Annotated in this window: 16 protein-coding genes; 6 read left to right on the top strand and 10 right to left on the bottom strand. The window is 60.0% G+C overall.

From position 1 onward, the window contains the following. Positions 1-27: 27 nt before the first annotated feature. The 8 genes from H559_RS0106280 to H559_RS0106310 form a co-directional block, all read right to left on the bottom strand. The gene (locus tag H559_RS0106280) at positions 28-387 is read right to left on the bottom strand and encodes a hypothetical protein (RefSeq protein ID WP_034639981.1); all 360 of its coding nucleotides are present in this window, start codon (positions 385-387) and stop codon (positions 28-30) included. Between the two features lie 93 nt (positions 388-480). Then, positions 481-1,125, bottom strand: a complete 645-nt coding sequence (locus H559_RS0106285) for a site-2 protease family protein (RefSeq protein WP_034639983.1) — start codon at positions 1,123-1,125, stop codon at positions 481-483. A 121-nt stretch (positions 1,126-1,246) separates the two neighbouring features. Continuing rightward, positions 1,247-1,870 (bottom strand): L-threonylcarbamoyladenylate synthase, encoded by a 624-nt coding sequence (locus tag H559_RS0106290; protein ID WP_028452000.1) that lies wholly within the window; start codon positions 1,868-1,870, stop codon positions 1,247-1,249. An 18-nt stretch (positions 1,871-1,888) separates the two neighbouring features. Next, a complete protein-coding gene (locus H559_RS22595; RefSeq protein WP_155845316.1) occupies positions 1,889-2,362 on the bottom strand; it encodes a hypothetical protein in 474 nt (157 codons plus the stop codon). Beyond that, complete coding sequence (locus H559_RS0106295) at positions 2,355-3,200, bottom strand: 3',5'-nucleoside bisphosphate phosphatase (RefSeq protein WP_028452001.1); 846 nt, start codon at positions 3,198-3,200, stop codon at positions 2,355-2,357. Before H559_RS0106295 ends, H559_RS22595 begins: the two co-directional genes overlap by 8 nt. Next, positions 3,187-3,471, bottom strand: coding sequence for a SemiSWEET transporter (locus H559_RS0106300; RefSeq protein ID WP_028452002.1), 285 nt, complete (start codon positions 3,469-3,471; stop codon positions 3,187-3,189). Before H559_RS0106300 ends, H559_RS0106295 begins: the two co-directional genes overlap by 14 nt. Then, a complete protein-coding gene (gene cysM, locus H559_RS0106305) occupies positions 3,468-4,346 on the bottom strand; it encodes a cysteine synthase CysM (RefSeq protein ID WP_028452003.1) in 879 nt (292 codons plus the stop codon). The genes H559_RS0106300 and cysM overlap by 4 nt, the downstream gene beginning before the upstream one ends. Before the next feature lie 66 nt (positions 4,347-4,412). Then, a complete protein-coding gene (locus H559_RS0106310) occupies positions 4,413-4,970 on the bottom strand; it encodes a hypothetical protein (protein ID WP_028452004.1) in 558 nt (185 codons plus the stop codon). 183 nt (positions 4,971-5,153) lie between these two features. Here H559_RS0106310 and gltS point away from each other — a divergent pair, with 183 nt between their 5' ends. Beyond that, positions 5,154-6,356, top strand: a complete 1,203-nt coding sequence (gene gltS, locus H559_RS0106315; protein WP_028452005.1) for a sodium/glutamate symporter — start codon at positions 5,154-5,156, stop codon at positions 6,354-6,356. Positions 6,357-6,365: 9 nt separating this feature from the next. Here gltS and H559_RS21525 read toward each other — a convergent pair whose 3' ends face one another. Then, complete coding sequence (locus tag H559_RS21525) at positions 6,366-7,664, bottom strand: EAL and HDOD domain-containing protein (RefSeq protein ID WP_051278994.1); 1,299 nt, start codon at positions 7,662-7,664, stop codon at positions 6,366-6,368. A 291-nt stretch (positions 7,665-7,955) separates the two neighbouring features. Beyond that, entirely contained in the window at positions 7,956-10,334 is a 2,379-nt protein-coding gene (gene ppsA, locus H559_RS0106325) for a phosphoenolpyruvate synthase (RefSeq protein WP_028452006.1), read from the bottom strand. A gap of 336 nt (positions 10,335-10,670) precedes the next feature. Here ppsA and ppsR point away from each other — a divergent pair, with 336 nt between their 5' ends. From ppsR to map, 5 genes are all read left to right on the top strand, one after another. Beyond that, positions 10,671-11,489 (top strand): posphoenolpyruvate synthetase regulatory kinase/phosphorylase PpsR, encoded by an 819-nt coding sequence (gene ppsR / locus H559_RS0106335; RefSeq protein ID WP_028452007.1) that lies wholly within the window; start codon positions 10,671-10,673, stop codon positions 11,487-11,489. Between the two features lie 161 nt (positions 11,490-11,650). Further along, positions 11,651-12,397 (top strand): septum site-determining protein MinC, encoded by a 747-nt coding sequence (gene minC / locus H559_RS0106340; protein WP_028452008.1) that lies wholly within the window; start codon positions 11,651-11,653, stop codon positions 12,395-12,397. Between the two features lie 47 nt (positions 12,398-12,444). Further along, on the top strand, positions 12,445-13,254 hold the full coding sequence (gene minD, locus H559_RS0106345; protein WP_028452009.1) for a septum site-determining protein MinD: 810 nt from the start codon (positions 12,445-12,447) through the stop codon (positions 13,252-13,254). Positions 13,255-13,256: 2 nt separating this feature from the next. After that, positions 13,257-13,517: a cell division topological specificity factor MinE gene (minE, locus tag H559_RS0106350; protein ID WP_028452010.1), complete on the top strand. Its 261-nt coding sequence runs from the start codon at positions 13,257-13,259 to the stop codon at positions 13,515-13,517. 81 nt (positions 13,518-13,598) lie between these two features. Continuing rightward, a complete protein-coding gene (gene map / locus H559_RS0106355; protein WP_028452011.1) occupies positions 13,599-14,408 on the top strand; it encodes a type I methionyl aminopeptidase in 810 nt (269 codons plus the stop codon).

Below are 14,408 nucleotides of genomic sequence, written 5' to 3' on the forward strand. Positions count from 1 at the left end.
GCGCCGCGGAGCGCGTCAGCGGCCACTTCAGGCGTCAATGCCCGGTTCCTGCCGCTTGTGCTTGCGGAAATGATGCGGCGACGGCGAAATCCAGCGGCTGCGGCGCAGCAGCAAGAGCAGCCCCAGCAGAATCATCAGCGCCGGCAGCTGCAGCGACAGGCCGAAGCCGTAATACTGCCCCAGAAACGTGGCCAGCGACGCCCCCATCAGCAAGGGCCCCAGCACGATGGAGGATTTGTTGACGCCATCGATCAGCAGCACCGCAATACCGGCGACAGCCAGGCCAATGATCACCACCCAGCTGATCTCCGGCATGATGTTGAGCTCGTTCAGCAGCCAGCCGGCGCCGATGACGATCAGCAGAACAGGAAAGAAAGCACCACGCATCTGTTTGCTCCTTATCCGGGAATATGCCCGGTATCACGACAGAAATACCGGCCTGCCGATGCCGGCATGCCGCCAGGCAATGCGGACACCCGCTTAGAGAATCATATTGACCAGACCGTACATCACCGCCATGAGCGGCGACATGATCACGCCAAGCAGGCCGGTCGCCAGCAGCGCAATGAGAATATAAAAGCCATAAGGCTCGACGCGTGCCACCATTTCAGCCTGCTTCCACGGCAGCAGCGAGACCAGAATGCGGCCGCCATCCAGCGGCGGCAATGGCAGCAGATTGAGCACCATCAGGCTGATGTTGATCATGATGCCGGCGCGGGCGACCTGGTACATCCAGTCGTTGCCCATACCTGATTCGAAAGCCACCCTCATGAAGATCGCCCAGAAAATGGCCTGGACAAAATTGGACAAGGGGCCGGCAGCAGCCACCCAGCGCATGTCGCGCTTGGGGTTGCGCAGGTTGCCGAAGCGTACCGGCACCGGCTTGGCCCAGCCAAACAGAAAGCCGCCCAGCGCCAGCAGGATGAGAGGCAAGGCGATGGTGCCAAACGGGTCGATGTGCTTGAGCGGATTGAGCGTCAGCCGCCCTTCCGCATACGCCGTATTGTCGCCGAAATAGCGGGCCGCATAGGCGTGCGCAGCCTCGTGGATGGTGATCGCAAAAATCACCGGCAAGGCCCAGACACACACGGTCTGGATAAACGAGGTCAGATCAAAACCACCCATGGTTCACTATTCCGCAATTCGAGAGATTCAAAAGATGGGGCCGCTGGCAGCGATCAAAATACCCAGCACCCCATACCGCCACTGCCATTACGAAAAAATGGCCAAAGCAACATACCCTGCATTACAAACCGAACGGCGCCAGCGAGCCCTTGCCTTCGCGCAAGAGCACGGCCTCCTCGCCCGACAGATCAACAACGGTGGTCGGGTCGGTACCGCAATACCCGCCTTCGATCACCAGATCGACATCATGTTCCAGCCGGTCGCGGATTTCCCAGGCATCCGTCAGCGGATATTCCTCGTCCGGCAGCAAGAGGCTCGACGACAAGAGCGGCTCGCCGAGTTCTTCGAGCAGCGCCAGCGCCACCGGATGATCGGGCACGCGCAGGCCGATGGTCAGCTTTTTCGGGTGCGATACGCGACGCGGCACTTCCTTCGTCGCCAGCAGGATAAAGGTGTAATTGCCCGGTGTGGTGGCTTTCAGCAAGCGGTAGGTGGCGTTATCCACCCGCGCGTAATTGCCCAGCTGCGACAGATCGCGGCAGGCCAGCGTGAAATGGTGCTTGTCGTCGAGCTGGCGGATGCGGCGGATGCGGTCTAGCGCCTCCTTGTTGTCCAGGCTGCAGCCGAAGGCATAGCAGGAATCGGTCGGGTAAATGATGATGCCGCCACGGCGGACAATATCCGCTGCCTGCTTGATCAGGCGCGCCTGCGGGTTTTCGGGGTGAATGGAGAAGAACTGGGACATAAAATTACCAATCAGGCTCTATACGGTATCGGATTGAGATTGTACTGACGAACACCCTGACATTATTTTTTTCTCATAAATCCAAAAATCCAGAGAAATTACACCAAAATAAACAGCAAACAACCAGGGCAATAGCAGACATTTGCATGAGCTCAACGCAAAGCCATACCCGAAAAAAAACACCCCCCCAATCACAACGAGATGGGATAAAACAACCAAAACAACCCGAGGCGTCGAGATATTCTGATTAAGGAGCGTGTAGCGATGAAGCGCAAACAGAATTGCACATAGCAAGACCATCAGCACCCCCCATTTTTCAGTCCCTTTGGGCGGAAGAATAACAAAACCAGGCGCATCCCATTTTAAATAAACCGCGAGCAACAGGATTATAATGGCAACTGAAAAATTAAATTTGCTTGCCCGAAACCCATGTCGCTGTTCAGGCAGATCCAATCTGCACTTCGGTGCCCGATACGGATTGTACTTATCCATGTGGCATCCACCGCGTCCACACCGGTTCGCAATCCATCGGCAGGTCACCATTAAGCCCCGGTTCGCGGGCGCCTTCGCCGGTGGCGTGGTAATCCGTTCCCGCCGACGCCAGATAGCCATATTCCTTGGCAATGCGGCCAAAGCGGGCGGTTTCGCCGATATTGTGGCAACCGCTGAGCACTTCGATGGCTTCGCCGCCCATGCGCTTGAATTCGATCAGCAGCACACGCAGTGTTTCATTGCCCAGTTCATAGCGCGCCGGATGCGCCAGCACCGCCACGCCGCCCGCGCCGCGTATCCAGCCAATCGCGTCGTGCAGTCGGGCCCATTCGTGGTCAACGTAACCCGGCTTGCCGCGCACGAGGTACTGGTTGAACACCGCTTTCATGTTTTTGCAGCGGCCGATTTCGACCAGATAGCGCGCGAAATGCGCGCGACTGATCATTTCGGGGTTTTCGGCGTATTTGCGCGCGCCTTCCAGTACACCGCTGATCTTTGCCTTCTTTTCCAGCTCCGCCGCCATGCGCTCGGCGCGCTGCCAGCGCCCGGCGCGCACCGATTCGAGACCGGCCAGTAATTCAGGATTGTTGCGGTCAAAACCCAGACCGACGATGTGCAGCGTGTGTTTGCCCCAGCTCACCGAGATTTCCACGCCATTGATGAACGGCATGCCGAGTTGGCGCGCTTCGTCCTCGGCATCCGCCAGCCCGCGCGTGTCGTCGTGATCGGTCAGCGCAAACAGCTGGCAGCCGCGTGCATGCGCCATGCGCACGACTTCGCGCGGCGCTTTCATGCCATCAGAGATGGTTGAATGGCAGTGCAGGTCAATCGGCGTCATGGAGAGCCTTGCGGTCGAACACCAGCTTCATCACCAGCACCGCGCCAGCGAGGATAAGTGTCAGGGTATTGGCCACAACAACAGGCATTGCATTGGCCAGCAGCCCATACCCCAGCCACATGGCGACACCAGACACAAACAGCAGGTACATGCCCAGCGAAATATCGCGGGCGGAACGCGTCTTCCATACCTGCCAGACCTGCGGCAGAAAGGCGATGGTGGTGCAGGCACCGGCAATCAGCCCCAGCGTTTCGATGGCGGCAGGGCTCATGCGGGGAAGACTCCGGTCGAAAGATAACGGTCGCCACGGTCGCAGACGATGCTGACGATCACGGCATCACGCACCTCATTGGCGAGCTCGACCGCTGCGCACAACGCGCCGCCGGACGAGATGCCGGCCAGGATGCCCTCTTCGCGCGCCAGCCGCCGCGTCATTTCTTCGGCGGACGGCTGGTTGACTTCCATGATGCGGTCGATCAGCGAAAAATCGCAGATCGCCGGCACATACTCGGCCGGCCACTTGCGGATACCGGGAATCGATGCGCCGTCGCAGGGCTGCACGCCGACCACCTGCACACCGGGATTCTGTTCCTTCAAATAGCGCCGCGTGCCCATGATGGTGCCGGTGGTGCCCATGCTGGACACGAAATGGGTGATTGTCCCGCCGGTATCGCGCCAGATTTCCGGGCCGGTGGTTTCATAATGCGCCAGCGGGTTGTCCGGATTGGCAAACTGGTCGAGCACCAAACCCTTTCCTTCACGAACCATCTGCGCGGCCAGATCGCGCGCGACTTCCATGCCGTCGACCAGAATCACTTCGGCGCCGTAGGCCTTCATTGTCATCACGCGTTCGACGCTGGAGTTCTTCGGCATGATCAGCACCATGCGATAGCCCATCATCGCGGCAGCCATGGCAAGCGCGATGCCGGTATTGCCGGACGTGGCCTCGATCAGCGTATCACCGGGTTTGATGGTGCCGCGCGCCTCGGCGTGACGGATCATCGACAGGGCGGGACGATCTTTGACCGAGCCGGCCGGATTGTTGCCTTCCAGCTTGACCAGAATGATGTTGCTCGGGTGACCCCCGATGCGCTTCAGCCGCACCAGCGGGGTGTTGCCGACAAACTCTTCGAGATAATGGAACATGTGAAATGGGCGCTCCTTGCGGGGCGCCCATTATATCGCGTCGCGCCCTTCCGGGCTGCTACGGTCTTATTCGGCCCAGATGGCCACGGTATAGCGCAGGATCAGCTCCGCCTGATCACCCACTGCAGCCGATTTCAGCAGCTCCTTGTCATTCACCTTGTGCGTCTGCAGCTGGCCATCCGGATTCTTCACGGTAATGAAGCCGGCGGCCTGATCGACACGAACCACATCGGAGCGGATGCGGGTAGTCAGGATACGACCACCACCATCTTCGGTCGCCTGATAGCCTTCGCCTTCGACGATGGAACGCACACCGGCACCGCCCTTGATCAGCAGAATGGCGATGGCTTCGGTCGTTTTCACGTCAACAGCATCACCGACATTGAGCGTATCGAAACGGGTAACCTTGGCGGGAATATTGAACAGCTCCAGCACCTTGCCGTCTTCGAATTTCAGCCCGACGGAACGCTGCTCCTTGTCAATCGAGGCAACCGAGGTTTTTACCTTGTCACGGCTGGCAGCGGCCAGTACGACTTCACCCTGCGTATCGGCTGCCTGTGCCAGCGGGGCGGCAGCGAACAGGAAAGCCGAGGCCAGCAGGCCGGCAATCAGTTTTTTCTGCATTTCTCATTCTCCTTGTCAATTTTCGCAACAGCGTTCAAAAGAACACAGTCAGCGTATCGTAACGCTCAAACCGATCAGCAATCAGTATCTTTTACTTGTCTGCAGCATTTACACCGCAGCCGATGCGGCGTGACGGCAGCGCTGCAGCTAGAATGAGCGGCATTAACAGCCCTGGAACACCGCATGCTGCAACTCGATTTCTACGGCACACTGGTTGCCGCCTCGCTGGTTCTGCTGCTTGGCAAGAAACTGGTCGCCCATACACCACCGCTGCGCGCCTATACCATTCCCGAACCCGTGGCTGGCGGCCTTCTGCTTGCACTGCTGCTACTGGTACTGCACAGCCAGCTCGGTGTTGAAATCCGCTTCGATACCGGCATGCAAACGCCACTGATGCTCGCTTTTTTCGCCAGCATCGGGCTGAACGCCGATCTGGCCAGCCTGCGCAAGGGCGGGCGCACGGTCGGTATTTTTCTTGGCGTGGTCGTCGGTCTGCTCTTGCTGCAGAATGCGCTCGGCATGGCGCTGGCCAGCCTGCTGGGACTCAATCCGCTGTTCGGCCTGCTGGCCGGCTCGATCACGCTTTCCGGTGGTCACGGCACGGGGGCGGCCTGGAGCGCAGTCTTTACCGAACAGTACGGGCTGGCGTCCGCCAAGGAAATGGCCATTGCCTGCGCCACCTTCGGGCTGGTACTGGGCGGCCTCATCGGCGGCCCGGTCGCGCGCATTCTGGTCAAGAAAGTGAAAATCCCAGGGGCCGAGCACAATGCGGACGATGTGCCGACCGCCTTCGAGCAGCCGCAGGCAGTCCGCCTGATCACCACCAGCTCTTTCATCGAAACGCTGGCGCTGATCTCGGTCTGCCTGCTGGCGGGCCATCACCTTGCCGCCAGCCTGAAGGGAACGGCACTCGAGCTGCCGACCTTTGTCTGCGTGCTGTTTGTCGGCGTGGTGCTGCGCAACGGTCTGGGTGCACTGGGCTGGTACACCGTGTTCGACCGCGCCGTGTCGGTGCTCGGCAATGTAAGCCTGTCGCTCTTTCTGGCAATTGCGCTGATGAGCCTGCGTCTGTGGGAGCTCTCCAGCCTTGCACTGCCGATGGTGGTGATCCTGGCCTCGCAGGCACTGGCAATGGCGCTCTATGCCTCCTTCGTCACCTTCCGGGTGATGGGAAGCAACTACGATGCGGCGGTACTGGCAGCCGGGCATTGCGGCTTCGGCCTAGGCGCCACGCCCACCGCGATTGCCAACATGCAGGCGGTAACGGATCGCTTCGGCCCCTCCCACCTCGCCTTCCTGATCGTGCCCATGGTCGGCGCCTTCTTCATCGACATCGTCAACGCCATCGTCATCAAGCTGTTCATGGCCCTGCCCTTCGTGGGCTAGGCTCGGCTCTCACTCGGCCAGCGCGGAAAGTACCCACAGGGTGGCATCCATCTGATGCCTTCCGAATTCGGCCTGCGTGAGCCCACAGGCTGCCAGCAGGTCATCGGGCACGTCGCCATCGCTTTCACCCGCTTCTGCCAGCTGCAGGAAGGGTGAGAGCGAGGTGGCCTTGCCTGCCAGCGTGTCGATCACTTCGGCCGGCGCGCACAGCTCCTGCAGCAGAAGACGCCTTGGCACGCGCAGCAGGTAGTCCAGCAGCGAAAACAGCCCGGTCAGGTAGAGCTGCTCGCCGCGCGCGGAAGGCTGCGGGCCACTGCCGCACAACTCCATCAGGCGCGCACGCGTCAGCGCGGCTTCCAGCAGGGTATCGTCAAGCGGCTGCGGGTTGCCGCGCGAGAACAGCAGCAGCGACAGCCAGCGGTATACCTTTTCCTGCCCGAGTACGGCCAATGCCTGCTCCAGTCCATGCACCGGATTGGGCAGACCCAGCGCGGCGGAATTTACATAGCGCAGCAGACGCACGCTGAGTACCGGGTCGCTTTTCAGCCCTTCGGCAATTTCGCCGAAATCGGCGCCGTTTCTGACCAGCGACAGCACATGATTGAGCCGGATGAATTCGGACGGCAACTGGGCCTGTGTCTCCGCCGGGTTCGTGAAAATCCGGCCACTGATGTAGTTGGCGCCGAGTTGCAGGCCGGCCTCGGCCGCCTCATGGCTGTCAACGCCGTTGAGCCACAGTTCGGCCCCCGGCGCCAGATTGCGGCATTGCCGGATTTGCTGGCTGAGGCTGGCCAGATCAGGAGAGCTCATTCCCAGCGTGATCAGCTGCATGCCACGCAGTACTTCGGGCTTCAGCGCCTGCCAGCCATCGGCACTGGCGCCCAGCGCCACGCCATGCTGCTTCAGCCGGGCAAGACTGGCGGATACATTGACACCGTCGGCCGGGAAAGCGCCATGCATCACTGCGGTCAGGCGCGTGTGCGGCGTATCGATCAGCTCGGCCAGAAGCGGCAGACTGGTCCATTCCAGATCCAGCCAGATGCGGCTGGTGAACTGCCTGAGCGCAACCAGCCTCTCGATTTCATACAGCAGGATTTCCATGTCAAGCTGGCTGTGGCTGAGCGTTTCACCGGCATGCGGCAGCCGGCGCAGGCTGACGGCATAAGCCACCACACGCCAGTGCCGGTCATAGATCGGGCGGCGGCGCAGCAGGCCGTGTTCAAGTGCGGGCGGTGCATCTGCTGATGGTGCAGCGGATGCGGGCGTGGGCGCGGGCTTCGCGCGAAACAGGGAAGTAAACCAGTTCATGACAGAGATCTGCACAGGATCGATGCTTCAGCTTAGCCGCTGCCTGCCACACACCAAAAGAAAGCGCAGAAAAAGGCCGTCGCCTCCATCACCGGCAAACCCCAGTCAAACTAAAATAAGCAGGTATATGCACACAGCCTTTTAATAAAAAGGGCCTTACTGACATACACATCAATGTATACAAAACAATACATGCCGCAGCGTAGACCGCCACGCGGATAGGCATGAAAAACCCCGGCGGACATCACGTGCCGGCCGGGGCTGTCTTGCCATCGCTTGCAAGCAGGGAAATCAGCCCGCCTGCTTTGCACCAGCCAGGAAGAGCCAGGTCTCAATCACCGTATCCGGATTGAGCGAAATGGTCTCGATACCCTCTTCGACCAGCCACTGCGCGAAATCCGGATGATCCGAAGGGCCTTGTCCGCAGATGCCGACATACTTGTTCAGCTTGCGGCAGGCCTTGATCGACATCGACAGCATCGCCTTAACCGCGTCGTTGCGCTCGTCAAAGCTGGTCGACACCGGGCCGCCGGAATCGCGGTCAATCCCGAGCGTGAGCTGCGTCATATCGTTCGAACCGATCGAGAAACCGTCGAAGAACTCGAGGAAGCGCTCGGCCAGCACGGCATTGGCCGGAATTTCGCACATCATGATGACGCGCAGGCCGTTGTCGCCACGCTTGAGGCCATTGCGCTCCAGCAGCTCGATCACGCACTCGGCCTCGGTCAGCGTGCGCACGAAGGGGATCATGACCTCGACATTGGTCAGCCCCATCAGGTCGCGCACCTTCTTCACCGCGCGGCATTCCAGCTCGAAGCAGTCGCGGAAGCTCTTGTCGACATAACGCGCCGCACCACGGAAGCCGATCATCGGGTTTTCTTCGTGCGGCTCGTATTGCGGGCCACCGATCAGATTGGCGTATTCGTTCGACTTGAAGTCGGACAGGCGCACGATGACCTTCTTCGGCCAGAATGCAGCCGCCAGCGTGGAAATACCCTCGGCCAGCTTGTCGACATAGAAATCGATGGCCGAGCGGTAACCAGCGATGCGGCTTTCAATCTGGCCCTTGAGCTCGGGCGCCACATTCGGGTAATCGAGCAGCGCTTTCGGGTGCACGCCGATCATGCGGTTGATGATGAACTCCAGCCGCGCCAGACCCACGCCTTCATTGGGCAGCTGGCAGAATTCGAACGCCAGCTCCGGATTGCCGACGTTCATCATCAGCTTCACCGGCGGCGTCGGCATGGTCGCTAGCGCCACGTCCATCTTCTCGAATTTCAGCAGGCCCGCGTAGATATTGCCGGTGTCACCCTCGGAACACGACACGGTGACCTCGTCGCCATCGCGCAGCACGCGGGTGGCGTCGCCGCAGCCGACCACGGCCGGCACGCCCAGTTCACGCGCGATGATCGCGGCATGGCAGGTACGGCCACCACGGTTGGTGACAATCGCTGCGGCACGCTTCATCACCGGCTCCCAATCCGGATCGGTCATGTCGGAGACCAGCACGTCACCGGGCTGCACGCGATCCATCTCGGACACGTCACGGATGATGCGTACCTTGCCCTGGCCGATTTTCTGGCCGATGGCGCGACCTTCGCACAGCACTTCGCCCTTTTCCAGCAGGCGGAACTTGCTGAGTTTTTCGCTGGCGGCCTCCTGCGATTTCACGGTTTCGGGCCGCGCCTGCAAGATATACAGCTTGCCATCGATGCCGTCGCGGCCCCATTCGATATCCATCGGGCGGTCATAATGCTCTTCGATGGTCAGCGCGTAGCGGGCAAGCTCTTCGACCTCCGAGTCGGAAATCGAGAACTGCATGCGATCCGCTTGCGGCACCTCGATGGTCTTCACCGACTTGCCGGCAACGGCTTCGCGGTCGAATTCCATTTTCAGTGCCTTGCCGCCGAGGTGGCGGCGCACGATGGCCGGACGACCGGCACGCAGTGTCGGTTTGTGCACATAGAATTCGTCCGGATTGACGGCGCCCTGCACCACGGTTTCACCCAGACCGTACGAGGCGGTGACGAACACCACCTGGTCGAAGCCGGTTTCGGTATCGATCGAGAACATCACGCCGGCCGCGCCACAGTCCGAGCGCACCATGCGCTGGATGCCGGCCGACAGGGCGACAAGCTTGTGATCAAAGCCCTTGTGCACGCGGTAGGCAATCGCCCGGTCGTTGTAGAGCGAAGCAAACACGTGCTTGATGGCGTCCAGCACGTTCTGGTAGCCGACGATATTGAGGAAGGTTTCCTGCTGGCCGGCAAAGGATGCATCCGGCAGGTCTTCGGCGGTGGCCGACGAACGCACGGCAACGGTGACTTCGCCGTTCCCGAAGGCTGCGTAGTGTTCGGCAATTTCCTGCTCCAGCTGCGCCGGGAATGGCGTGGCAACAATCCAGTCGCGGATCTGCTTGCCAACGCGCGCCAGCTCCTTCACGTCATCGACATCAAGGCCGGCCAGCGCAGCATCGATGCGATCGGCCAGCCCTTCGTGGGCCAGAAACACGCGATACGCCTGCGCCGTGGTGGCAAAGCCCCCCGGCACGCGCACGCCCTTCGCGGTCAGTTGCGAAATCATTTCGCCAAGGGAGGCATTCTTGCCGCCTACGGTTTCCACATCGTGCATGCGCAATTGCGCGAAATCGACTACATAGCGTTCGGACATCTCAGGGCCTCATCGTACGGTTTTATTTTGTATGGTTTGCTGCAGCGCAATAACGCAGTGTCAATTCTAGGCAATCAGACCATAACGCCAAGTCAGGACAAGACCTTACATCCGATCAGCCACCGCGCATGCCAGCACAGAAGCAGGCCCGGTGCAGTCTTTGCCGCACCATCACCCCTTCATGTTTCCGATTGTGCGCGAGCAGTGATTATCAATGTCGTGCGCAATGTAATTTATCGTCATAAATCGCAACGCAATCACCGGGACACCGGACAAGGCGGCAAACATCAACCACAATGTAATTCGCTCCCCTTTTCCTGCCGCCAGGAGGCGCCCATGCGCAGAAGCGTATTCTTCATTTCCGACCGCACCGGGATCACCTCGGAAATTCTCGGCCACTCGCTACTTTCGCAGTTCGAGGATGTCGAGTTTCACCGCATCACGATGCCCTTTGTCGACACGCCGGAAAAGGCCGACCAGGTGGCGCTGGAAATCCGCAAGCATGCCGTGATCGATGGCTGCCGGCCCATTGTGTTCAGCACGATCTGCGACCCGGAACTGCGCGCCCGCATCCATGTGGCCGACGCCCAGATCATCGACTTTCTGGAGCGCTTCATCGGCCCTCTGGAAGACGAACTGGGAGTGAAATCATCCCACACGGTCGGCAAGACCCACGCGATTACCAATTACGACGAATACAAGAACCGGATTGACGCGGTCAATTTCGCCATCAACCATGATGACGGCCTGCTGCCACGCGATCTGGCCGAAGCCGACCTTATCCTTGTGGGCGTTTCGCGTTGCGGCAAGACCCCCACCTGCCTTTACATGGCGCTGCAATTCGGCCTGAAAGCGGCCAATTACCCGCTCACTCCGGAAGATTTCGGCAACCATACGCTGCCGAGGCTGTTGCTCCCCTACCGCAGCAAGCTCTTCGGACTGACCATCGATCCCGAGCGCCTCGCGCAGATCCGCGCCGAACGCAAACCCGACAGCAAGTACTGTTCACTGGAGAGCTGCCAGTTCGAAGTCGCCGAAGCGGAAGCACTGCTGCGCCACGTCAGCGTGCCCTATCTCAACACGACCCGCATGTCGATCGAGGAACTTGCCACCACCATCATGCACCGCGCAGGTCTTAGCCGCCGGACTTACTGAGAACCTGCTCATGCCCCTTCTTGCCAGCGAGAAGCCATAAATCGGTTTCTGGCAGACACTGTTGCCGGACAGCGGCTTGCTGCGGCGTTCAGCTTTCGTATCAGGTGGCGACGCGTTAGAATCGCAGCTTTGTCGCTCCCTGCAACCCGGAAAGCCCACGCATGAACCAGCGCAGTGCAGAAATCACCTTGTTCGAATTCAAGAGTGTCGGGCTGAACGTCCTTTCCTTCGTACCGGTAACACTGAACAGCAGCGAACTGGAAAAAGCCCTGCTCGACAAGCTGGGCCGCGGGCCGCACTTCCTGTCCGGCTCACAGCTGGCGATTGATTTCGACGCGTTGCCGGAAATTCCGTCAGCCATCGACGTTGCTGCGACCATTGCACTGCTGAAGCAGTTCGACCTGCAGGCCGTGCTGTGCAAGGGCGGCAACAGCGAACAGCAAAAGGCGGCACACGAAGCCGGCCTGATTGTCCTGAACAATGACAGCATCACGACAAGCCACGCCGTGTCCCAGCCTGCCAGCGCGCCTGCCGAGCCAGCCACTGCTGCGCCTGGCAACAGCCCGGCGCCGGCACTGATCATCAGCCGCCCGGTACGCACGGGCCAGCAGGTTTATGCGCGTGGCGGAGATCTGATCGTCACCGCGCTGGTTTCCGCCGGTGCCGAACTGATTGCCGACGGCAACATCCATGTCTATGCGCCCCTGCGCGGACGCGCCTTGGCCGGCGCACGCGGCGATACACAGGCGCGCGTTTTCACGACCTGCATGGAGGCTGAACTGGTTTCGATTGCCGGTGTATACCGCACGCTGGACGAATCGCTGCCGGACAGCATCCGCAGCCAGCCGGGCCAGGTTTATCTGGAGCAGGACAAGCTCGTCATTACATCACTGAGCGGCACGAACTGACCGCCAGCACACAACAACCGAATTCAATTTACCCAGAGGAAATGCAAGTGGCAAAAATCGTTGTCGTGACTTCCGGCAAGGGCGGCGTGGGCAAGACGACCACCAGCGCCAGCTTTGCCTCCGGCCTTGCCCTGCGCGGTTTCAAGACCGCCGTAATCGACTTTGACGTGGGCCTGCGCAATCTCGACCTGATCATGGGCTGCGAGCGCCGCGTGGTGTACGACTTCGTCAACGTCATCCAGGGTGAAGCCTCGCTGAAGCAGGCGCTGATCAAGGACAAGCACTGCGACAACCTCTACATCTTGCCGGCCTCGCAAACCCGCGACAAGGAAGCGCTTTCCAAGGAAGGCGTCGAAAAGGTGCTCAAGGAACTGGAGCATGACGGCTTTGACTACATCATCTGCGACAGCCCGGCCGGCATCGAAACCGGCGCTTTCCTCGCGCTGTATTTTGCCGAAGAAGCCGTCGTCGTCACCAACCCGGAAGTCAGCTCGGTACGCGATTCCGACCGCATCATCGGCATCCTTGACGCCAAGTCGAAAAAGGCCGAAGAAGGCGGCACGGTGAAAACCCACCTGCTGATCACCCGCTACAGCCCCAAGCGCGTCGATAGCGGCGAAATGCTGTCGCTCGACGACGTGCAGCATCTGCTGCGCATTCCGCTGATCGGCATCATTCCGGAATCGGAAAGCGTGCTGCAGGCATCGAACGCCGGCAACCCGGCCATCCACCTCACAGGCTCTGACGTCTCCGAATCCTACAAGGACGTCGTTGCCCGCTTCCTTGGCGAAGACAAGCCGCTGCGCTTCATCGAAGTACCCAAACAGCCGTTCTGGAAACGGCTGTTCGGAGGTTGAACATGTCGATTCTGAGTTATTTTTTCGGTGAAAAGAAAAAGACCGCCTCGGTCGCACGCGAGCGCCTGCAGATCATTCTGGCGCACGAACGCGCCGGCCGCAGCGCCCCCGATTACCTGCCGCAACTGCAGAAAGAGCTGATCGAGGTCATTTCGAAGTATGTCTCGATCAACCCGGAAGACATCAAGGTCCAGCTCGACAAGAAGGACGATTTTGAAGTCCTCGAAGTCAATATCGTGCTGCCGGAAAACAAGCCCCGCTAACGCGACGGCCCGGCCGCAACACCACCGCCACAGCCCCGGCCAGCCCGGCGCTGTGGCTTGGCTTTTTATAAGGTTAGCGCCATGAGCATCATCATCAAGACGGCAGAAGACATTGCAAAAATGCGCATTGCCGGCAAGCTTGCATCCGAAGTCCTCGATTACATCACGCCTTTCGTACAGCCCGGCGTCACGACGGGCGAGCTTGACCGCCTGTGCCATGACTATATGGTCAATGTGCAGGGCAGCATTCCGGCACCGCTGAACTACTGCCCGCCCGGCTACATTCCCTACCCGAAATCGATCTGCACCTCGGTGAACCAGGTGATCTGCCACGGCATTCCGGGTGACAAACCGCTGAAAAATGGTGACATCGTCAACCTAGACATCACCGTCATCAAGGATGGCTATCACGGCGATACCAGCCGCACCTTCATGGTCGGTGATGCGGTGTCTTCCCATGCGAAGCGTCTGGTACAGGTCACTTTTGACTGCATGTGGATCGGCATCGACCAGGTTCGCCCCGGCGCACGCCTTGGCGACATTGGCGCGGCCATCCAGAAATACGCGGAAAAAGCCGGCTATTCGGTCGTGCGCGAATTCTGCGGCCATGGCATCGGCCAGGGCTTCCATGAGGAACCGCAAGTACTGCATTACGGCCGCCCCGGCACCGGCGTCGAGCTGGTGCCGGGCATGATTTTCACCATCGAACCAATGATCAACGCGGGAAAACGCGAAATCAAGCAGATGAACGATGGCTGGACCATCGTGACCAAGGATCGCTCGCTGTCGGCGCAATGGGAGCATACCCTGGTTGTCACCGACACCGGCTACGAGGTATTGACCGTTTCCGCAGGCACACCAATGCGTCCGGAAAAATACCTGCTAGGGTAA

The organism is Chitinilyticum aquatile DSM 21506 (assembly GCF_000430805.1).
Taxonomy (GTDB): domain Bacteria; phylum Pseudomonadota; class Gammaproteobacteria; order Burkholderiales; family Chitinibacteraceae; genus Chitinilyticum; species Chitinilyticum aquatile.

What these genes read in the sequence shown, in the direction of transcription:
- H559_RS0106280 (WP_034639981.1), bottom strand. Translation starts at nt 387, where the DNA reads ATGCGTGGTGCTTTCTTTCCTGTTCTGCTGATCGTCATCGGCGCCGGC.
- H559_RS0106285 (WP_034639983.1), bottom strand. Translation starts at nt 1,125, where the DNA reads ATGGGTGGTTTTGATCTGACCTCGTTTATCCAGACCGTGTGTGTCTGG.
- H559_RS0106290 (WP_028452000.1), bottom strand. Translation starts at nt 1,870, where the DNA reads ATGTCCCAGTTCTTCTCCATTCACCCCGAAAACCCGCAGGCGCGCCTG.
- H559_RS22595 (WP_155845316.1), bottom strand. Translation starts at nt 2,362, where the DNA reads ATGGATAAGTACAATCCGTATCGGGCACCGAAGTGCAGATTGGATCTG.
- H559_RS0106295 (WP_028452001.1), bottom strand. Translation starts at nt 3,200, where the DNA reads ATGACGCCGATTGACCTGCACTGCCATTCAACCATCTCTGATGGCATG.
- H559_RS0106300 (WP_028452002.1), bottom strand. Translation starts at nt 3,471, where the DNA reads ATGAGCCCTGCCGCCATCGAAACGCTGGGGCTGATTGCCGGTGCCTGC.
- cysM (WP_028452003.1), bottom strand. Translation starts at nt 4,346, where the DNA reads ATGTTCCATTATCTCGAAGAGTTTGTCGGCAACACCCCGCTGGTGCGG.
- H559_RS0106310 (WP_028452004.1), bottom strand. Translation starts at nt 4,970, where the DNA reads ATGCAGAAAAAACTGATTGCCGGCCTGCTGGCCTCGGCTTTCCTGTTC.
- gltS (WP_028452005.1), top strand. Translation starts at nt 5,154, where the DNA reads ATGCTGCAACTCGATTTCTACGGCACACTGGTTGCCGCCTCGCTGGTT.
- H559_RS21525 (WP_051278994.1), bottom strand. Translation starts at nt 7,664, where the DNA reads ATGAACTGGTTTACTTCCCTGTTTCGCGCGAAGCCCGCGCCCACGCCC.
- ppsA (WP_028452006.1), bottom strand. Translation starts at nt 10,334, where the DNA reads ATGTCCGAACGCTATGTAGTCGATTTCGCGCAATTGCGCATGCACGAT.
- ppsR (WP_028452007.1), top strand. Translation starts at nt 10,671, where the DNA reads ATGCGCAGAAGCGTATTCTTCATTTCCGACCGCACCGGGATCACCTCG.
- minC (WP_028452008.1), top strand. Translation starts at nt 11,651, where the DNA reads ATGAACCAGCGCAGTGCAGAAATCACCTTGTTCGAATTCAAGAGTGTC.
- minE (WP_028452010.1), top strand. Translation starts at nt 13,257, where the DNA reads ATGTCGATTCTGAGTTATTTTTTCGGTGAAAAGAAAAAGACCGCCTCG.
- map (WP_028452011.1), top strand. Translation starts at nt 13,599, where the DNA reads ATGAGCATCATCATCAAGACGGCAGAAGACATTGCAAAAATGCGCATT.